Source organism: Pseudomonas sp. TE9122, from assembly GCF_056278925.1.
Map to the genome: position 1 here is coordinate 1,723,528 of NZ_JBWBQI010000001.1, position 17,139 is coordinate 1,740,666.

General features: G+C 56.5%; 20 protein-coding genes, 1 tRNA gene and 1 pseudogene. 13 read left to right on the forward strand and 9 right to left on the reverse strand.

Features of this window, described 5'->3' with window-relative positions:
* Positions 1–101 precede the first annotated feature (101 nt).
* From pheS to ACZ9BE_RS07795, 5 genes are all read left to right on the forward strand, one after another.
* Positions 102–1,118, forward strand: coding sequence for a phenylalanine--tRNA ligase subunit alpha (gene pheS / locus ACZ9BE_RS07775; RefSeq protein WP_105708849.1), 1,017 nt, complete (start codon positions 102–104; stop codon positions 1,116–1,118).
* 26 nt (positions 1,119–1,144) lie between these two features.
* On the forward strand, positions 1,145–3,523 hold the full coding sequence (pheT, locus tag ACZ9BE_RS07780) for a phenylalanine--tRNA ligase subunit beta (protein ID WP_476249181.1): 2,379 nt from the start codon (positions 1,145–1,147) through the stop codon (positions 3,521–3,523).
* Between the two features lie 3 nt (positions 3,524–3,526).
* Positions 3,527–3,829 (forward strand): integration host factor subunit alpha, encoded by a 303-nt coding sequence (ihfA, locus tag ACZ9BE_RS07785; protein ID WP_002553164.1) that lies wholly within the window; start codon positions 3,527–3,529, stop codon positions 3,827–3,829.
* Entirely contained in the window at positions 3,810–4,166 is a 357-nt protein-coding gene (locus ACZ9BE_RS07790; protein ID WP_003179985.1) for a MerR family transcriptional regulator, read from the forward strand. The genes ihfA and ACZ9BE_RS07790 overlap by 20 nt, the downstream gene beginning before the upstream one ends.
* 89 nt (positions 4,167–4,255) lie before the next feature.
* Positions 4,256–4,332 (forward strand) — tRNA-Pro (locus ACZ9BE_RS07795).
* An 82-nt stretch (positions 4,333–4,414) separates the two neighbouring features.
* Here the strand turns inward: ACZ9BE_RS07795 and ACZ9BE_RS07800 are convergent.
* Both ACZ9BE_RS07800 and ACZ9BE_RS07805 read right to left on the reverse strand, forming a co-directional pair.
* Complete coding sequence (locus ACZ9BE_RS07800) at positions 4,415–5,566, reverse strand: tyrosine-type recombinase/integrase (protein WP_476250129.1); 1,152 nt, start codon at positions 5,564–5,566, stop codon at positions 4,415–4,417.
* On the reverse strand, positions 5,467–5,883 hold the full coding sequence (locus tag ACZ9BE_RS07805) for a hypothetical protein (protein ID WP_397478964.1): 417 nt from the start codon (positions 5,881–5,883) through the stop codon (positions 5,467–5,469). Before ACZ9BE_RS07805 ends, ACZ9BE_RS07800 begins: the two co-directional genes overlap by 100 nt.
* 147 nt (positions 5,884–6,030) lie before the next feature.
* Here ACZ9BE_RS07805 and ACZ9BE_RS07810 point away from each other — a divergent pair, with 147 nt between their 5' ends.
* Positions 6,031–6,342: a hypothetical protein gene (locus tag ACZ9BE_RS07810; protein WP_476249182.1), complete on the forward strand. Its 312-nt coding sequence runs from the start codon at positions 6,031–6,033 to the stop codon at positions 6,340–6,342.
* A gap of 331 nt (positions 6,343–6,673) precedes the next feature.
* Here the strand turns inward: ACZ9BE_RS07810 and ACZ9BE_RS07815 are convergent, their stop codons facing one another.
* Positions 6,674–7,279: a hypothetical protein gene (locus tag ACZ9BE_RS07815; RefSeq protein ID WP_310215468.1), complete on the reverse strand. Its 606-nt coding sequence runs from the start codon at positions 7,277–7,279 to the stop codon at positions 6,674–6,676.
* Between the two features lie 39 nt (positions 7,280–7,318).
* Between ACZ9BE_RS07815 and ACZ9BE_RS07820 the strand changes: the two genes are divergently transcribed.
* Positions 7,319–7,909: a DUF6680 family protein gene (locus ACZ9BE_RS07820; RefSeq protein ID WP_476249183.1), complete on the forward strand. Its 591-nt coding sequence runs from the start codon at positions 7,319–7,321 to the stop codon at positions 7,907–7,909.
* A 132-nt stretch (positions 7,910–8,041) separates the two neighbouring features.
* Positions 8,042–8,671 (forward strand): hypothetical protein, encoded by a 630-nt coding sequence (locus tag ACZ9BE_RS07825; protein WP_476249184.1) that lies wholly within the window; start codon positions 8,042–8,044, stop codon positions 8,669–8,671.
* 61 nt (positions 8,672–8,732) lie between these two features.
* On the opposite strand, the gene ACZ9BE_RS07830 is transcribed toward ACZ9BE_RS07825, so the two are convergent.
* Positions 8,733–10,775: a DNA cytosine methyltransferase gene (locus ACZ9BE_RS07830; protein ID WP_310215476.1), complete on the reverse strand. Its 2,043-nt coding sequence runs from the start codon at positions 10,773–10,775 to the stop codon at positions 8,733–8,735.
* A gap of 140 nt (positions 10,776–10,915) precedes the next feature.
* Here ACZ9BE_RS07830 and ACZ9BE_RS07835 point away from each other — a divergent pair, with 140 nt between their 5' ends.
* The 3 genes from ACZ9BE_RS07835 to ACZ9BE_RS07845 all read left to right on the forward strand — a co-directional run bounded on the left by ACZ9BE_RS07835 (position 10,916) and on the right by ACZ9BE_RS07845 (position 12,161).
* On the forward strand, positions 10,916–11,629 hold the full coding sequence (locus ACZ9BE_RS07835) for a DUF6602 domain-containing protein (protein ID WP_476249185.1): 714 nt from the start codon (positions 10,916–10,918) through the stop codon (positions 11,627–11,629).
* 105 nt (positions 11,630–11,734) lie between these two features.
* The gene (locus ACZ9BE_RS07840) at positions 11,735–11,920 is read left to right on the forward strand and encodes a hypothetical protein (protein ID WP_310215481.1); all 186 of its coding nucleotides are present in this window, start codon (positions 11,735–11,737) and stop codon (positions 11,918–11,920) included.
* A 49-nt stretch (positions 11,921–11,969) separates the two neighbouring features.
* Positions 11,970–12,161, forward strand: coding sequence for a hypothetical protein (locus tag ACZ9BE_RS07845; RefSeq protein ID WP_476249186.1), 192 nt, complete (start codon positions 11,970–11,972; stop codon positions 12,159–12,161).
* Here the strand turns inward: ACZ9BE_RS07845 and ACZ9BE_RS07850 are convergent.
* Both ACZ9BE_RS07850 and ACZ9BE_RS07855 read right to left on the reverse strand, forming a co-directional pair.
* Positions 12,158–12,883, reverse strand: coding sequence for a hypothetical protein (locus tag ACZ9BE_RS07850; protein WP_476249187.1), 726 nt, complete (start codon positions 12,881–12,883; stop codon positions 12,158–12,160). The genes ACZ9BE_RS07845 and ACZ9BE_RS07850 overlap by 4 nt on opposite strands.
* Positions 12,880–13,125, reverse strand: coding sequence for a hypothetical protein (locus ACZ9BE_RS07855; protein ID WP_476249188.1), 246 nt, complete (start codon positions 13,123–13,125; stop codon positions 12,880–12,882). The genes ACZ9BE_RS07850 and ACZ9BE_RS07855 overlap by 4 nt, the downstream gene beginning before the upstream one ends.
* 224 nt (positions 13,126–13,349) lie before the next feature.
* On the opposite strand from ACZ9BE_RS07855, the gene ACZ9BE_RS07860 reads away from it, so the two are divergent.
* A complete protein-coding gene (locus tag ACZ9BE_RS07860; RefSeq protein WP_310215489.1) occupies positions 13,350–13,649 on the forward strand; it encodes a hypothetical protein in 300 nt (99 codons plus the stop codon).
* A 23-nt stretch (positions 13,650–13,672) separates the two neighbouring features.
* Here ACZ9BE_RS07860 and ACZ9BE_RS07865 read toward each other — a convergent pair.
* Positions 13,673–14,001 (reverse strand): annotated as a pseudogene (locus ACZ9BE_RS07865) (hypothetical protein).
* A gap of 75 nt (positions 14,002–14,076) precedes the next feature.
* Positions 14,077–14,541, reverse strand: a complete 465-nt coding sequence (locus ACZ9BE_RS07870) for a hypothetical protein (RefSeq protein ID WP_476249189.1) — start codon at positions 14,539–14,541, stop codon at positions 14,077–14,079.
* Between the two features lie 357 nt (positions 14,542–14,898).
* Here ACZ9BE_RS07870 and ACZ9BE_RS07875 point away from each other — a divergent pair, with 357 nt between their 5' ends.
* Positions 14,899–15,114, forward strand: a complete 216-nt coding sequence (locus ACZ9BE_RS07875; RefSeq protein WP_076567342.1) for a hypothetical protein — start codon at positions 14,899–14,901, stop codon at positions 15,112–15,114.
* A gap of 419 nt (positions 15,115–15,533) precedes the next feature.
* Here ACZ9BE_RS07875 and rtcR read toward each other — a convergent pair whose 3' ends face one another.
* Complete coding sequence (gene rtcR, locus ACZ9BE_RS07880) at positions 15,534–17,138, reverse strand: RNA repair transcriptional activator RtcR (RefSeq protein WP_476250130.1); 1,605 nt, start codon at positions 17,136–17,138, stop codon at positions 15,534–15,536.
* Between the last annotated feature and the right edge of the window lies 1 nt (position 17,139).

Here is a 17,139-nt window from a genome sequence, read left to right on the forward strand (position 1 = left end):
GACAGTCACCCGGCCTCACCTCTGTGGGGCCAGGTGTTAAACGTCATAAATAGGGGAAGAGCCTTCAAGCTCTTCCCCTATTTTGTATCTGGAGTCTGTACATGGAAAACCTGGATGCGCTGGTCTCTCAAGCACTAGAGGCTGTGCAAAGCGCTGAAGATATCAATGCCCTGGAGCAAATCCGGGTTCAATACCTTGGCAAGAAGGGCGAATTGACTCAGGTGATGAAGACCCTGGGGAATCTGCCGGCCGAAGAGCGTCCGCAAGTCGGTGCGCTGATCAACGTTGCCAAGGAACGTGTTACAGGCGTTCTCAATGCGCGCATGGCATTGTTTGAAGAAGCCGAACTGGCTGCCAAACTGTCTGCCGAATCCATCGACGTGACGTTGCCGGGCCGTGGCCAGACCTCTGGCGGTCTGCATCCGGTCACCCGGACTCTGGAGCGCGTCGAGCAGTTCTTCACCCACATTGGCTACGGCATCGCCGAAGGTCCTGAGGTCGAAGACGACTACCACAACTTTGAAGCGCTCAACATCCCAGGCCATCACCCGGCCCGGTCGATGCATGACACCTTCTATTTCAATGCCAACATGTTGCTGCGCACCCATACCTCGCCGGTACAGGTCCGCACCATGGAATCCAAGCAGCCGCCGATCCGCATCGTCTGCCCGGGCCGCGTCTATCGCAGCGACTCCGATATCACCCATTCGCCGATGTTCCACCAGGTCGAAGGCCTGCTGGTTGATCGCGATATCAATTTTGCCGATCTCAAAGGCACCATCGAAGAATTCCTGCGGGTGTTCTTCGAGAAAGAACTGGCCGTGCGTTTCCGTCCTTCGTATTTCCCCTTCACCGAGCCATCCGCTGAAGTCGATATGGAATGCGTGATGTGCAGCGGCAAAGGCTGCCGCGTCTGCAAGCAGACCGGCTGGCTGGAAGTGATGGGCTGCGGCATGGTTCACCCGAACGTGCTGCGCATGTCCGGCATCGATCCGGAAGAGTTCTCCGGATTTGCCTTCGGCATGGGTGTCGAGCGTCTGGCCATGCTCCGTTACGGCGTGAACGACTTGCGTCTGTTCTTCGACAACGACTTGCGGTTCCTCGCGCAATTTCGCTAGTCGTAACGAATTCTTAGGAGAGCAGGATGAAATTCAGTGAACAATGGCTGCGTGGCTGGGTCAGCCCGCAGGTAGATCGCGACGAGCTGGTTGCCCGTCTGTCGATGGCCGGTCTTGAGGTCGATAGCGTTACTCCGGCCGCCGGCGTATTCAGTGGTGTGGTGGTGGGTGAGGTGCTGAGCACCGAGCAGCATCCGGACGCCGATAAGTTGCGCGTATGCCAGGTCAGCAATGGCGCGGAAACCTTCCAGGTCGTGTGCGGAGCGCCAAACGTGCGCCCGGGCCTGAAGATTCCGTTCGCCATGATTGGCGCAGAGCTGCCGGGCGACTTCAAGATCAAGAAGGCCAAGCTGCGTGGCGTCGAGTCCAACGGCATGCTGTGCTCGCAGGCAGAGCTGCAGGTCGGTGAGGGCAACGACGGTCTGATGGAGTTGCCGGCCGATGCGCCGGTGGGCGAAGATTTCCGTGTGTATCTGGATCTGGAAGACGCCAGCATCGAGGTCGACCTGACCCCGAACCGTGGCGACTGCCTGTCCCTGGCCGGTCTGGCTCGTGAAGTCGGCGCGCTGTACGCCGTGCCGGTAACCCGTCCTGTGGTGGCTGCGGTTGCGGCGGTACACGACGAAGTCCGTTCGGTCGAGGTGCTGGCCCCGGCTGCCTGCCCACGTTACCTGGGTCGGGTCATCCGTAACGTCGACCTGTCCAAGCCAACCCCGCTGTGGATGGTTGAGCGTCTGCGTCGCGCCGACGTGCGCAGCATCGACGCTGCCGTCGACATCACCAACTACGTGATGCTCGAGCTCGGCCAGCCGCTGCACGCTTTCGATCTCGCTGAAATCAATGGCGGCATTCGTGTGCGCATGGCTGAAGAGGGCGAGAAGCTGGTTCTGCTTGATGGTCAGGAAGTCAGCCTGCGTAGCGATACGCTGGTCATCGCTGACCACACTCGTGCACTGGCGATCGCCGGCGTCATGGGTGGCGAGCACAGCGGTGTTTCCGCGACCACCCGTGATGTGTTCCTCGAATCTGCGTTCTTTGATCAGATTGCGGTTGCCGGCAAGGCACGTTCTTACGGCTTGCATACCGACGCTTCGCATCGCTACGAGCGTGGCGTTGACTGGCAACTCGCTCGTGAAGCCATGGAGCGCGCCACTGGCCTGCTGCTGGAAATCACTGGCGGCGAAGCTGGTCCGATCATCGAGACCGTCAGCGAACAACATCTGCCATCGATTGCACCGATCACTCTGCGCGCTCAGCGCATCACTCAGATGCTCGGCATGGAGATGGATTCGGCACAGGTCGAGCGCCTGCTCAGTGCCTTGGGCCTGAGCATTGCCGCTGACGGCGAAGGTCAATGGCGAGTTGAAGTGCCAAGCCACCGCTTCGATATCAGCCTGGAAGTCGACCTGATCGAAGAGCTGGCGCGTCTTTACGGTTACAACCGTTTGCCGGTTCGCTACCCGCAAGCGCGTCTGGCGCCGCAAGCCAAGGCCGAAGCGCGTAGTGATCTGCCTGAGCTGCGTCGTCTGCTGGTTGCTCGTGGTTATCAGGAAGCGATCACTTACAGCTTCATCGATCCGCGTCAGTTCGAACTGTTCAATCCAGGTGTCGAGCCGCTGTTGCTGGCCAATCCGATCTCCAACGATATGGCCGCCATGCGCTCGTCGTTGTGGCCAGGTCTGGTCAAGGCGTTGCAGCACAACCTCAACCGTCAGCAGGATCGCGTGCGTCTGTTCGAGAGCGGCCTGCGCTTCGTTGGTCAGCTTGAAGGCTTGAAGCAAGAACCGATGCTGTCCGGGGTTGTGTGCGGGAGTCGCTTGCCGGAAGGCTGGGCGCAGGGTCGGGATACCGTCGACTTCTTCGACGTAAAGGCTGACGTGGAGGCTGTACTGGGTTTTGCCGGTGCCCTGGATTCGTTCACCTTTGCTCCGGGCAAACACCCAGCGCTGCATCCGGGTCAAACCGCGCGCATCGAGCGTGAAGGTCGCGAGGTAGGCTATATCGGTGCAATTCACCCTGAGCTGTCGAAGGCGCTGGGGCTGGATCGTCCGGTGTTCGTCTTTGAGCTGGTTCTGGCGGAAGTGGCGCTCGGTAAAATGCCGAAATTCCACGAGTTGTCGCGCTTTCCTGAAGTGCGTCGTGACCTTGCACTGATCGCGCACAAAGACGTCGCGGCCTCGGCTGTACTGGACGTAATCCGTGAAAATGCAGGCGAATGGCTCACAGAGCTCAGGCTGTTTGACGTGTATCAGGGTAAAGGTATTGATCCTGATAGAAAAAGCCTTGCAGTCGGCTTGACCTGGCAGCATCCATCGCGCACTCTTAATGACGATGAGGTGAATTCGACGACGCAAAATATCCTCACCTCGCTCGAACAAAGGTTGAACGCCACGTTAAGGAAGTGACGTATGGGGGCTTTGACGAAAGCTGAGATGGCGGAACGTCTGTATGAAGAGCTGGGCCTGAACAAGCGGGAAGCCAAGGAATTGGTCGAACTGTTTTTCGAGGAAATCAGGCACGCTCTTGAAGACAACGAGCAGGTCAAATTGTCCGGTTTCGGCAATTTCGACCTTCGGGACAAACGCCAGCGGCCTGGCCGCAACCCGAAAACGGGGGAAGAAATCCCGATCACGGCTCGCCGTGTGGTCACCTTTCGTCCAGGGCAGAAGTTGAAGGCCCGAGTTGAGGCTTATGCTGGAACCAAGTCATAACGACGAACTACCCGTCATCCCGGGCAAACGCTACTTCACCATTGGTGAAGTCAGCGAGCTGTGTGCCGTAAAGCCACACGTGCTGCGCTACTGGGAGCAGGAGTTTCCTCAGCTCAACCCCGTCAAACGCCGCGGGAACCGCCGGTATTATCAGCGCCAGGACGTGCTGATGATCCGGCAGATCCGCGCGCTCCTTTACGATCAGGGTTTCACCATCGGCGGCGCACGTCTGCGTCTGTCCGGCGACGAAGCCAAAGATGACACCACACAGTACAAACAGATGATTCGGCAGATGATTGCTGAATTGGAAGATGTGCTGGTGGTACTCAAGAAATAAAAAGCTGCGTTTGAATACTTCCAGTTTTCAAAAGCTTGCGATATATTCTTGAGCGTTCTTCGAGGTGAAGAACGGGGTGCAACATCAGTCGGGGCGTAGCGCAGTCCGGTAGCGCACTAGCATGGGGTGCTAGGGGTCGAGTGTTCGAATCACTCCGTCCCGACCATATTTTTCAACGACTTAGCCGCTTTCGAGCGGCTTTGTTGTTTCTGCCATAGTGACTTTCTGAGTGACCTTGGCATTTTCGATCATGCTTCCCTCCTTTTCAGAATCGTCAGCGCTGGTGCGCGCGAGTCGGTTGCTGATACCTTATTTGCCGCCGCAATGAGCTGATCCAACTCCGCTGCCGAGTAGTGGCTGGTGATGCTCCCGTTCTTGTGGCCGAGCAGCGCTTTGCGATCCTCCTCAGTCACGCCAGCCGTACGCAGCCTTCTCCCAAAGGTGTGCTTCAAGTCGTGAATTCGGATTCTGGCAAAGCCGTCATGTGCCGGCCGCAAGAATTTCTCCTGCCACTTCTTCGCCGCTCGAATCCGCGCCTTCTTCCAGGCGGAGTCATTCATGCGGTGAACCGTCGTTTCATTCCCTTCACCATCTGGCTTGCCAAACGGGAAGACGTAGAGCGGATGCTTGCCGCGCTGCTTCTCGATCACTGACTTGGCAACGTCATTCGTCACGACCAGACGCTCGTCTCGGTTCTTCACGCCAGACCTGGCGCTCCTTCCCCCAAACCCCGCCGGTATCAAGAACACGCTCGTTCCCAGCTCCGGTACCGCAATCTCCCAATTCCACTGTAGCTTGCAAACTTCCTGCTCCCGGCAACCTGTGTTGACCTTGAACATGGCCATGGTCTGAAGGCGCGCCGGGAGTTCGGCGAACAGGATCGACTGCTCTTCCCATGAAAGCGGGTAGGGCTTTCGGCTGTTCGTCTTCTCGTCCAGCAGGGAAATCATCGGCACCACGTCCAGCAGCGGCCGTCGCTCTTCGTCACGCCACTTTCGCGCGCAAAGGTTCAACACGCGGATAACCCGCTGAAGCGCGATATTCACTGTCCGGTTCGTGACCGGTTTCCCTACCGCTGGATTCAGCTTCGACTGGATGTATGGCGCGAGTGCATCGTCGTCGATGTGGGTCAGCGGCATATCGCCAATGAACGGGTCGAGCTGCTCCATATAAGTGGCCGAGATGTGAATTGAAGCCTGATCCTTCACTTCCAGCAGGAAGCGAGTCGCCGCCTCCCGCCACGTCCTGACTCGCCGGACGCCGTACACCTTCTGCTGGCGCAACTGCTCCAGCTTGTGGATCAGGTACTGCTCTGCTTCGGCGCGGTTACAAGTGCCAGTACTCTCTTGAATTCGTTCTCCTCTGTACTTTTTGTCGATCTTCCAGATGCCGTTCGGCATTTGCTGGAGGCCGGTGATTGCTTTTTGGGCCACGGCGTTGCTCCTTTCTTCTTGCCCTGGCGCTCGCTGCGAGGGCGATTGTTGTCCTGATTGGCGGCCTTTTCAATTGCCATCGACTCGATGTAACGATCGGCCCACTCGTCCAGCTCGAGACGGTCGAAGCCGATGCCCTGTTTCCCGATTGGGAATTCGCGGACGTTTGGGCGCACCGTTTTGTTGAATTCGTCCCGGCACATGCCGAGGTAGCCGTATGCCTCGCCGGCGCGAATGAAGCGCGGGAGGATGGGCGCGACCTGGGCCGCGCTTCGATTTGACATGTGATGCTCCATGCCGCGCGTGGCGGAATTGCTATTGATATATAAGGCCGAGATAATTAATTGACTATATGGTTTTGTGGGCTAACTTTAATGATTCGCCCCACCAAAATCTGGTGGAATTTATGCACTACGTTTGGAGAGCAAAAAATGTCTACTACCGTAGAGCAATGGAAGGCTCAAATCGAAAGTGAAGTCCGTAACAATATTGAGAAATCTATCTCTTTGCCTGAAATTAGTAGTGCGGTTGCTTCTGCTGAATTATCTAGTAAGCCTATGGATTTCAAGACGTTGGGTCGTGACGCGAAATTGACCTTTGCATCTGATGAGGCGATTCAAAAATACCTAGATAATCCCAAAACATTCATGATTGATGGTCTGTGCTGTCTACTATGCATCGATACACCTCTGGTGAAAGCCTGCGCTTCACCTCACATGGGTGGTCCATGCAATATGTGCTAGGGTTGAGTGCGAATCGCGATATGTCTGAGCGTTATTTGTAATGGCGCTCGGACAAAAGCTATTCTTCAATTTCGATATATTAAAGTTGACCATTATTGCAATTAGCATGCCTTGCCTGCGAAGCGTTAAAGGAGTTCTCTACTTATTAATCTTTCTTGGCTCTCTAACTATCATTAAGTGAGAGTGAGGCGTTAAATCTGCGAGCGAGTGCTGCGGGCTTTGACCTAACACTGGACGTACAGCTCGCAGGCGCTCGTTAGGCACTGACCACTGACCATTGGCCATGCCGTGAAGAGGAGGGAAAGGGTGCAGCCGGCAATAATGGTGACGATCATGGCGTCACCCGCTTGAATTCAATGACCCAGACCCATGGATTGGCATCCCAGTTACCGCCGGTAGATCGCCACAGATCAATGAACTGATCGCGTGCGGATTCGCCGTCATCGGAGTAACCGCCATCGCCTGTCATACGCCACGCTCTAAGTCCTTCGGCTTTGGCCTGTTCCTCGCTGATGTCCTGCAGCCGCTCGACGCGCACGTCGGTAATCTCCAGCAGGATGCGGCAGGCCCAGCGAGGCATATGGACGCTTGGCTTCCACGTCGGCTGCTCTTGCTCGTAGGGAGCCAGTCCATCGGCGGCGTACACCAGAGTGCCGTCGTCGCGTGCCTCGCTCACATCCAAGTCGTCCGGTTTGAGATAGGGGCCGCGCATGACCTCGTTGTGATCGCAGTACCACGTTTCGCGCACCCAAAGCCGTTCGCCGATCTGGCCGAACGGGCAAAGCTCATTGGCTGAAAGCGCGACGAACTCCGGCACGAACTCTTCCAGCCATTTCAACGCTGAACCTTTCACCGGTCGCCGCGTTACTGTCTTCCGGCCATCCAGAATGGCGCGCACCATCGGCGCCGAGAATGATATAGGGCGTTGTTTCGTCATGCTACGCTCCATGAAAATACACAAAATGGGTGTGTGGGTATGACCGGCCAAGAAATGACCATTTCGGATTGGGTGATTGTTGCTGCCACGCTGCTGGGTCCCATACTCGCGGTACAAGCTCAGAAATGGATTGAGCGATCCAGAGAGAGTCGGGCAAGGGAACTTCAAGTTTTCCATGCGCTGATGGCAACGCGCGGAGCTCGTCTGTCCGCCGACCATGTCCGCGGGCTGAACATGATCGACCTGTCTTTTTATGGGTATGTGGCCTTCGGACGAAAGTGGACTACTGGGCGAGACCAAAACGTTCTTGATGCGTGGAAGGAGAACCACGATCATCTAAGTGACGTGGTCAATATGAATTCAATGAGCTCTGAAGCGCTCTTCGCTCAACGTGATGAGTTATTTTTGAACCTCCTTTTTGCGATGGGTCGTTCGCTGGGATATCAGTTCGATCGGGTCCAATTGAACAAAAGCTGGTATTCGCCAAATGCGCATGCTCAATACGAAACTCGAATGGAGAATCTTGTTACCGCCGCGACTGGAGTTCTCGAAGGTAGAAGTCCGATTCAAGTTATTCCGGGAGATTTTGACCGCCCCAGAGCCGGAAGTGCAAATGTGCCCCCACCTTGACCTCTATAGCGGCTGACTTTGAAGGGGAGGGTTCCCGCCAAGTAGCGATGTAGCGAAGGCGGTCGGAGTACAGGGCGCTATGCTAAAATATTGAATTTCGCATCTATGACGTCTTGGGGGGGTGGGTTTTATATGTCCAATTGGTTTTCAAATCATCCAATTACGAGCATTCTTGGGCATACATTTATTGTTGCTGCAGGTGTTTGGGCGTTTTCAGTTTTTGTACTTAATGACAATAAGATAAATTTATATAAGGCTCAGGTTGAAAACTCTAAAACAATAGCTGAACAATATATGCAAAAGGTCACAGGTTTAGAATCTGAAATCGCAAAATTGAAAGCGGAGAACGAACGATATTTAACGTGGCTGACATCGGAGCCAAAATCATTCCCTGCTCTTGCTTTGAAAATTAGCAGTCTGGAGCGCGATTTGACCGCGTTGAAACTGTCAAGTCAAATGCAGGAGCCAGGTGAAAAGGTGCCGGCCGTATCTCTTTACGAGTTTTCTAAGGGGTTTTCTAAGGGCGAATCTTTTAAGGATCCGCAGACCAAGGCGGTTATCGGTGTTTCCGATATTAATTCTAATTACACAGCAGTAGGCGTTGTTGCGTTGCCGGATGGTAAAAAAATCGAGATCAAAAATGCCAAGCCCGGGGACAGTTGGGAGTTTAACAAGTCAGGCAAGGAGTATCGGTTAACCCTGGACTCAGTAAACTGGATAAATAATTCTTTAAAAGCATCAGTCTCAGAGACTTCTGAGTAAGTCGCCTTGCGAGTGACGCAATTTACTGTAAAAGCGTTAGGTACAGCGCCACTCGCATCTGTTAAGCGGCCACCGCTTGCCGACCGATAGCGCGCCATGAATCGTTGGCCCGAGCCAGTGCAGCCATCGGTGGAGGGCTGACGCTGTTGCCGCACATATGGACCTGCTGGGTCTTGGTGAATGGCTTTCCGTCGGCGCCGTGGCTGATGATGTAGTCGGCAGGGAAGCCCTGAGCCTTATACAGCTCGGCCGGTTGCAGCATCCGCAGGCAGATGTCGACGATCACGTAGGGCGTGCCCTTGATGGTCACGGTGACCAGGCCCAGCCTATCCTTGGTGGTGATGGTTGGCGCTGGCGCGTCGGCGGCGCTCATGTTCTCGGTGCCGTAGTAGCTGATCAGGAATGCCGCGACTCGCAATGCACCGGCCTCAACCTCTGGCGAGAGCTGCAGCTCGACCAGCGAGCTCTTGCCGCCACCACCCGCCGTAATGGTCGGTGCCGGTTCGTCCACGCCTTGGCCGACGCTGGCGCCGAACTGACGCTCCATGAAGGCAGTGACCAACGCGTGATGCTGCCCGGTTGTGACTGTCGGTACCGGATTCGTCAGATCAGTTGCAGCGTGACCGGTGGTGTTGGTGATCAGCGTCGCCGTCACCAGCTGCTGCTGGCTGCCGGTGTTGGTCACCGTGGTCATCGGATCGTCGACGCTCTTGGCGTCGGTGGTGTTGAACCCGCCGTTCATCTGGGCCATGAATACGGTTGAGATACCCATGGCGTGAGCGGCTCCGGCTGGGCGCTGATAGTTGCCGCCACTGGTGATGGTCGGCAGTGGTTCGTCGAGCGCCTTGCCTTCATCCGAGAACCGGAATTTTACCAGGTGAGCCGCGGCGAGCGCGCGGTGGCCGCGCGTCATCAAGGTGCCGAGAGGCTTGTCCGCCGCTACTGGGTTTCCGGCATATACCGGGCCACCGGCGCCGACGAGCACCGGACTGATCAGCGTCAGCTCGCCGCGATTCGCACAGGTCACCGTCGGCAACGGGGCGTGTGGATCGTTGACACGATCGCTGCCCTGATGGGTTGCTGGCGCAATGATTGGGCTTGCCATGGCGAACGATCCGCCGCGCGGCCAGGACGTCACTGTGCGCAATGGCTCATTTGCAGACTGAACGCTTTCTCCCGACCAGTTCGCGATCGGCACGATGAATGGATCAGCCGCATCGATGACGAACTTCTTCATGCCCTTGGCGATTCGGCGCAGGGTTGCCGGTGCCAGCGGCTTTGCCCGGTCGAAGATGCTTTTGCTTGGGATGGTCCAGTCGATGCACTCGGCGGCGGTGCGCCACTTCTTTTGGCCCTTGGCCGGGTTCTTCGCGTGGGTTGGCTCTGGCCAAACGATCGGCTGGCCATCGCAGCGGGCAATCATAAACAGTCGCTCGCGGCTGGTCGGAGCGCCGAAGTCGCAGGCCTTGATCACCCGCCATTCAACGGCGTAGCCCAGGCGCTTCAGCTCGGCGACGAACACGGCCCATGTTTGCCCGCGACGTTTAGGATCAGGCACCAGGAACTGCTGGTGAACCGGTACGACTTCGCCAGGCTCGGCAATGGCGCCGCCCAACTTCATGACGCGGCCGGTCGATTTGCAGCGCTTGGCGATCAGCGGCCCCCACTGGAGGATCTGTTTCACGTTCTCCAAGCTGATGACGCGAGGTTTCTTCTTGCCGGCCCACTTCAGGCCGATCCACGACAGATTCCGGATCTCGCGCTTGCGCGGCTGTCCGCCGGCGGCTTGGCTGTGGTGCGTGCAGTCCGGTGACATGTGGAACCAGCCCACGGCCTTTCCGCCGCATTCGGTGTCGGGGTCACCATCGAACACATCGGTGGTGTAGTGCACGGCGCCCGGGTGATTCACGGTGTGCATGCTGATCGCTTGGGGGCTATGGTTCTTCGCGACATTCACCGCACGGCCCAGACCCATCTCCAGCCCCGTGCCGGCGCCGCCGCCCCCGCAGAAGAAATCGACAACGATCTCATCGTCCTGAGTGCTGAAGCCGAGTCCGTATTGAGTTTTGAAATCGAAGGGGTGTTTCTTCTGTTGTGCGGACATAGGGGATCCTCGCCGGGTCGGGCGTGTTGTCGAGTTGAGTAGAGTGTTCAGTTATCCCATTGCACCATTCAATCGAAGGGTGAACTTTCCAAGGGGACTCTGTAGAGTCAGGGATCAACGGTTACTATGGCGGAATGGCAATGTACGAAGATGTGTATCGAGCGAGAATCTCTGAGCTAAGATCGATGTTCTCTATTACAAAATCTATTCACCATAATGGGGAGAAGGGCTCTTTAAGAGAAGCTTTTTTAGTAAACCTTATCCAGCTTTTTTTACCGTTCAACTACGGGATAGGCTCTGGTATTGTTATTGACAGGTCCGGCAAACAAAGCGTGCAGGCAGACATAATTATTTACGATAAAAGGGCCATGCCTCCGCTCCTGGAGTCATCGGGTCGCGGCGTTTATCTTATAGACTCGGTAGTGCGGGTTATCGAGGTGAAAAGCAATATCAGGAAATCCTCTCTGGACCAGTTTGCTGAAATGATCGAGTGTTTTAATCCCGCGAATCCACAGGGTTTAAAACTGGCTAGCCACGGCAAGCTGCATGGAGGTGTTGGCTATTATCCGGTTTGTGCAATGTTTGGTTTTCAATCCGACTACCGCGGCTTTGCCGATGAGTGCGCGCGAAACCCTGTGATTGAAAAATCCCAGAGCCTTATATGCATAGATGGCGTGGGGCTCTGGACGCACAATCAAAATTATTCAGCGGAATTTAGTTTGCCTTATGATGGTAGGTATATAACTTTTGAGGATGATACATATGGGTTGCGAATGTTTATCGGGTTGCTCTTTGATCAAATTGATGCAACCGCGGGTTCAAGGACATATCGACCTATAGACTGGCTGTTGTAAAGAGCATTACCTAGACCTTCGTCGCAGGTACTCCTTTACCGGGGTGGCGTGATTTGTGGGTTGGGCTAATTATTTGCACTCAGCAAAAACCAGGCGGTAACTACGATGAGCACGAAAATCGATGTGGAAGCGATACGCCTGATAGGCGATGAGGTTGTCAGGCCGCTTAGCCTTCCCGAAGAAAGCCTTGAAGCCGAGGTGCGCCTGGGGCTCAAACTGATCGTCGACCTGGCACGGTGGCGTGACCTGGCCGGCCTATCGACTGCCGGGCCTGCTGGCACAGTTCGTTGATATGGGTTGTTACGGGCGACCGGCGTGGAGCCGGATCAAGGAGAGAATTATGATCATTGGTGAAAAGTTTATTTTTGAAATTGGCGATCCGGTCGTTGATCAATCCGCGACAGATCGCCGTGTCGGTATTGTCGTTGATATCGAAAGCAACGAGGGTGGAGAGAAAATTCTCGTTGTCGAAACTGACGGACAACCAGGTGAGATTTGGCGGGTTCTGGATGAAAATGCCGTACTCCCTTAGATAGCGATCTCAAGCTGCTTTTCCCGCAGCCAAATAGCTGAACTGTTGTGCGCCTCGATCCGGTCGGCGATCACATTTGCTCGCTGGCCAGCAGTGGGCGGGGCGTACATGCCGAATCGGCTGATGCTTCCGCCATTCACCGCAGCGTTCGTCGAGTCGGCTGATGCGAAAGGTAGGTGTTGGAAAATGGCCGGGTCGAGCATCCGCAACTCGTGCAGCCTGCACATCGGCCGGCCTTGGTCGTCGCAGACAGCGTCCATCGCGGCGCCCATCCGCTTCCACCATGGCCCAGTGCCCGGTGTACCCCATTGCCCAGAACTGCCAATGGCAACCGTTCGCCAACACCTCGCCAGCCGTTGCAGGCGCTCAGTCGATTCGTTTAAGTGCCAGACCGGCACACCGCGAAGCTCCTCTGGCCACTGCCGAATTAGGTCGTCGTTGGCCTCTTCGTCGCCGTCGATGACGTCCGGAATGAGTGCCCAAGTGAATCCTGGGTGCCGATGCCATTCTTCGACCCAACGGGTATAGCCGTCGACGTCTACCTGGCCACCTTTTTTCCAAACCGTGAACGCGCCGTTATCGAAAACAAACGATTTGCACACATCGGCGACAACCCCAAGATCGTCTTTGCGCGGAAACGGCACAAGCGCATGCCGGCCGGCCAGGAACTTTGCCGCATCCTCTCGCTTACCGCCGACAGGCGTGCCGTGGTAATGGATCATCCGCTGAGCCTCACTGTTTCGATCTCGACGCCCTGGTGCGTAGCGATGATGGTTTGATCGCCGCCCAAAAACTCCGACAGGCGATCGGCGATCTGTTCATGCCAGCCTTTTTTAATCAGCGCGGTGGCTGCCCGGATATGCTCGACATGGATCATCGACAAGGATTTCAACTCAAGGCGATAAACAATGGTCTCGCCGTCGGACGGGCAGACCGCAGCGAATGTGTGTCGATACGTGTTCATAGGGGCTCCTCGCCTGCCGGCGTGATTGGATTTAGGTGTCGAGGAAGTGGGGCGCAACAGCCGAGCGCGGTTGGGAGGGCCTGTAATAGCTTCTAGAGCGCCTTCTTGTTGGATAAATCTATTGGACAGATTCGCGATAGTCCGGTGTTCTATGTCGGCCGAAAGGCTTAACCGCTAGCTACTTTCTAAGTCGTTAGCCCGAAAAACAAACAAGTGGTGATGCAATGAATTGGATTACATCGAAAGGTCGGGTAGAAGGGATAGCCCGACAGGTACTGGAAGCAGAAAAGCGGTATGGCGCGGCGAACCCTGAAGTTACGGTGCGCAACTGGAACGATCGGTTCAGCTTCGTGAAAACCGAGGAAGAATTATCGCGCTTGGTTACCGCGGTTGAGTTGCAGATCCCAGTCATCCGTAACGAGAAGAACATTCCGCACGTGAGCAAGACCGCCTACGGAGTGTTCAACGCTGTGGCTCTGGTTGGGAAATTGGACGAAGACATTGAGGGGGTACTGCTCACCTGACTTCAGCATAATCAGGCGTTGGCTTACCTTGTAGGTCTCAACACTTCATCCCCTGGGTCTCGCTTCAGCTCGGCCAAACTCTCATTCCGAAACATCCGCGCCACGTTTTCGCTAATCACGATTTCGTGGCGCGGATAGTTCAAGAAGGCCGCAAGCTCGTCATCGGCCATCAAGTCCATCTTCATGATGGCGATCTGAAGAACCTAGCTTATTATTGGCACCTTGCCGCGCCGCCGGATTCGCTCCATTGCCTGCTCGATGCCGGGCCTTACCTTGTGTCGCAATTCTTCTCGGCGACCGCCAGCCGCTTCTGCGCAGCCTTGGCCGACCGTTCCTGTACTGATTTGGCCATGGCCTACTTCTTCAATTCCGCTGGCCGGCAAGTCCAGCCAGGTCTGTCGTTTGCGTTGTTGGGGGCGAAAACGTCTCACGCTGCGACCTTCACCTGATGCCAGGCGCCGGTGGCGTAGAACAGTTTCGCGGCTTGGGCTTCGTCCATTGATATCTCGTCGGGAATGGCGATCCAGCCTGAGGCAACCAGATGGTTCGGGTTCGCGCTGTTGCGCAGCTCCAGGTAGTAATGCTCGATGGCATCGGTGAGGCGCTCGACCTTGTAGATGCCCTCGGGTGAGATCTCCACCGACTTGATGTACTCGGCCCCGCGCTCGTCTCGACACATGACGGCGATGTAGATCGTCCAGCGGTAGGAGAAGTTGAAGATTGCGTTGGCGATCGCCAGACTGCGGATCTGCTTGCAGCTCTTCCAGTTCGCCATGATCTGGCTGCCGCTGGGATCGATGTTCACTACCGCGACGTGGTTGGTGCGCAGCAGCGCCCGGCAGCTGCGCTCAGCACGGGCGAAACCGTTGTTGGGTTTGCGTTTCGACTTCATAGCGCGTCCGCCATTTTTCGCAGTGCCCTGCGTTCGGCCGCCGATATTGGCTTCGGCCGCCGCTTGAGGACCGTTTCAGAGTCTATTTCTTCGAGCGAGGCGGTGGGAGCGGGTTGCGCGGCGGGCTTTTCAATTGGTCGATCCGCCCGCCGGCGGCCAGGTACTGCGCGATTCGTTCAGCGATCGACTCGGCGTCCGGTCGGTGCTGCTCGGCTGCAACGGAATAAGTGATTTGCCAAATGGATCTCGCAGTTGTATGAGATTTTCATGCCCGCTCGTCGAGCAGATCGCACTCCGAGGCTGCGGATTTTCTCTCATTAATATGCGCAGCCCCTGCGCCACTGACGGGAGAGAATGATGATCGACGACAACAACGGCCCTGAAGCGCCATATCCGGGACCAGACGAACAAACCCCTGATTCTGGCGAGGGTCATGATTCCGGCCTGGAGCAGGCTGATTCTGAGCCGAAGCAGGGCACCGACGAACGACCAGAGGACTGGAATCCGCCACCCGGCAATCCTGGCTCTGATCAGGACGCCCAGACGGGCCGAGATAATGGCGGCGCTAAGTAAGCCCGATCAATTGTAATAGTTCACGAGACCCGGCCATCGCGCCGGGTTTTTATTGCCGCCCAACCCTCTATCGACATCCTTGGGCGCAGACGGTTATTTGGGCGTGGGTGGGCGAAGCCGAGCGGCGCCGGCGGCTGGACGCTTCGATCCAGGCGCCGGCAACAAGCATGTTCACTCTACGATGCAGATCCAGCGATGGTTGTATCGATAGGGTGCGCGGGTGAAATGGACGTCTGAGACCATTTTCATGCCTCGCTCTTGGAGCGCTTCGGTCAGTTGTACGAGTGTCTCTGCCTGGATAGTCATTGCTGTCACCTCGTCAGATTTACTGCGTTCATAATTCTTGACCGAGAGATCAGGCGGCTAATTCATTTTTTCTACAGTCATCATTGAAGTAGTGCGATCAAGAGCGCTGTGCTTCACCTCGTGTCCACTAACTTGCCCCATTCAAGTCCGAACCGCGCCAGGTACTTCCTCAAGCGATCGGCATCATTAGGCTGCGCCTTGGCCTGCCGGGAAATACCGAACAGCTGTCGGCCTGCATCGGACAGGCTATCGGCCTGCCGGCACACCTCAATGACAGCCTTCAACTGCAAGCGATCGAACAAGTCCATGCTCTCGCCATCTCCCGGCAACTCAGTTGATATAGCAGTGGGTTGCGCCAAGCCCCATGCATATCGCAATCGATCGATCTCATCGTCTACCTGCGCTTCATCGATGCGTCCGCTTTCGGCCAAAGTTGCCATCCGGGTAATCGACGCGGACAGTTCGCGAAAGTTGCCCAGCCACGCTGCTTCACGTGAGCTGGCGAAGGCCAGGTAGCGTCGGCGTGCTTCGAGATTGAAGCGCGCGCGTTGCCCATGTTCGCGCGCGTGGCGTTCCAGTTCGAAATCGATGTTTGGCTCGATGTCCTCGCGGCGGCCGGCGAGGCCGGGCAGGTCGAATGTCCAGAGGTTGATCCTTGCGTACAGGTCCTCGCGAAAAAGGCCTTCGGCGACGCGGCTGCGCAGGTCGCGGTGGGTGCCGGCGATTATCAGAAAATCACTCTCGACTTCCTTGTCCGAGCCCAGCGGGAAGAAGCGTTTCTCTTCGATTGCCTTTAACAGCATCGCTTGTTCGTCCGCGCCGAGCTCACCGATTTCATCGAGAAACAGCATGCCGCCGTTTGCGGCGCGTAGCAGGCCATCGCGAGCGTTTTGCGCGCCGGTGAAGGCGCCTTTGACGTGGCCGAACAAGGCCGACATCGCGCCGTCGCCACGCAAGGTTGCACAGTTGACTTCGACAAAGCGTCCCTGCATTTGATGACGGTTACGTTTGAGTTCGTAGATGCGTCGCGCCAGGAAGGATTTGCCGGCGCCGGTCGGGCCGATCAGCAGCATGGGGGCTTTTGAGCGCAGGGCTACGCGCTCTATCTGTTCAATGGAGCGGTTGAAGGCCGGGTTGCGCGTGGCGATGCCGGACTTGAGAAATTCCAGGCCTTCAAGACGTTTGCTGGCGAAGCGTGAGGCAATCCGATCATAGCGCGACAGATCGAGATCGATCAGCGCATGAGTGCCGCAGGCGGGCTCGTTATCGTTCTTGCGCTTGGCGGGGGAGGTTTGGATCAATCGGGCCGGCAGATAGCGCGCCTCGGTGAGCAGAAACCAGCAGATCTGTGCGACGTGGGTGCCGGTGGTGATGTGGACGAGGTAATCCTCGTGCTCGGTGTCAAAATTGTACGCAGTGGTGAAGTCGTGCAGGGCGCCGTACACCTCCTCGAAATCCCAAGGGTTGCGCAGCGACATTGGATGCAGGCGCACTTCGGTGCTCGGAGAAATCTGCTGGATGTCCGCTCGGACACGCTCGGCGAGGCTGACGTCGCGCGCGTCGAGGCCATGAATCAATTCAAGTCGGTGGATAGGGAGGTCTGTTTGTTGGCACAGGCCTACGCTTGGTCGCCAATAATTCCATCGGCTGGCACCTTTGCCGACACGATCCAGGGTGGCTCCGATAAATCCGATGGCGACCGTGCGTTTGTTGGGCATG

Coding starts and splice junctions, on each gene's coding strand:
- ACZ9BE_RS07835 (WP_476249185.1), top strand. CDS start 10,916: ATGTACGAAGATGTGTATCGAGCGAGAATCTCTGAGCTAAGATCGATG.
- rtcR (WP_476250130.1), bottom strand. CDS start 17,138: ATGCCCAACAAACGCACGGTCGCCATCGGATTTATCGGAGCCACCCTG.
- ACZ9BE_RS07845 (WP_476249186.1), top strand. CDS start 11,970: ATGATCATTGGTGAAAAGTTTATTTTTGAAATTGGCGATCCGGTCGTT.
- ACZ9BE_RS07850 (WP_476249187.1), bottom strand. CDS start 12,883: ATGATCCATTACCACGGCACGCCTGTCGGCGGTAAGCGAGAGGATGCG.
- ACZ9BE_RS07875 (WP_076567342.1), top strand. CDS start 14,899: ATGATCGACGACAACAACGGCCCTGAAGCGCCATATCCGGGACCAGAC.
- ACZ9BE_RS07855 (WP_476249188.1), bottom strand. CDS start 13,125: ATGAACACGTATCGACACACATTCGCTGCGGTCTGCCCGTCCGACGGC.
- ACZ9BE_RS07805 (WP_397478964.1), bottom strand. CDS start 5,883: ATGTCAAATCGAAGCGCGGCCCAGGTCGCGCCCATCCTCCCGCGCTTC.
- pheT (WP_476249181.1), top strand. CDS start 1,145: ATGAAATTCAGTGAACAATGGCTGCGTGGCTGGGTCAGCCCGCAGGTA.
- ACZ9BE_RS07860 (WP_310215489.1), top strand. CDS start 13,350: ATGAATTGGATTACATCGAAAGGTCGGGTAGAAGGGATAGCCCGACAG.
- ACZ9BE_RS07830 (WP_310215476.1), bottom strand. CDS start 10,775: ATGTCCGCACAACAGAAGAAACACCCCTTCGATTTCAAAACTCAATAC.
- ACZ9BE_RS07870 (WP_476249189.1), bottom strand. CDS start 14,541: ATGAAGTCGAAACGCAAACCCAACAACGGTTTCGCCCGTGCTGAGCGC.
- ihfA (WP_002553164.1), top strand. CDS start 3,527: ATGGGGGCTTTGACGAAAGCTGAGATGGCGGAACGTCTGTATGAAGAG.
- ACZ9BE_RS07825 (WP_476249184.1), top strand. CDS start 8,042: ATGTCCAATTGGTTTTCAAATCATCCAATTACGAGCATTCTTGGGCAT.
- ACZ9BE_RS07800 (WP_476250129.1), bottom strand. CDS start 5,566: ATGCCGAACGGCATCTGGAAGATCGACAAAAAGTACAGAGGAGAACGA.
- ACZ9BE_RS07840 (WP_310215481.1), top strand. CDS start 11,735: ATGAGCACGAAAATCGATGTGGAAGCGATACGCCTGATAGGCGATGAG.
- ACZ9BE_RS07790 (WP_003179985.1), top strand. CDS start 3,810: ATGCTGGAACCAAGTCATAACGACGAACTACCCGTCATCCCGGGCAAA.
- pheS (WP_105708849.1), top strand. CDS start 102: ATGGAAAACCTGGATGCGCTGGTCTCTCAAGCACTAGAGGCTGTGCAA.
- ACZ9BE_RS07820 (WP_476249183.1), top strand. CDS start 7,319: ATGACCGGCCAAGAAATGACCATTTCGGATTGGGTGATTGTTGCTGCC.
- ACZ9BE_RS07810 (WP_476249182.1), top strand. CDS start 6,031: ATGTCTACTACCGTAGAGCAATGGAAGGCTCAAATCGAAAGTGAAGTC.
- ACZ9BE_RS07815 (WP_310215468.1), bottom strand. CDS start 7,279: ATGACGAAACAACGCCCTATATCATTCTCGGCGCCGATGGTGCGCGCC.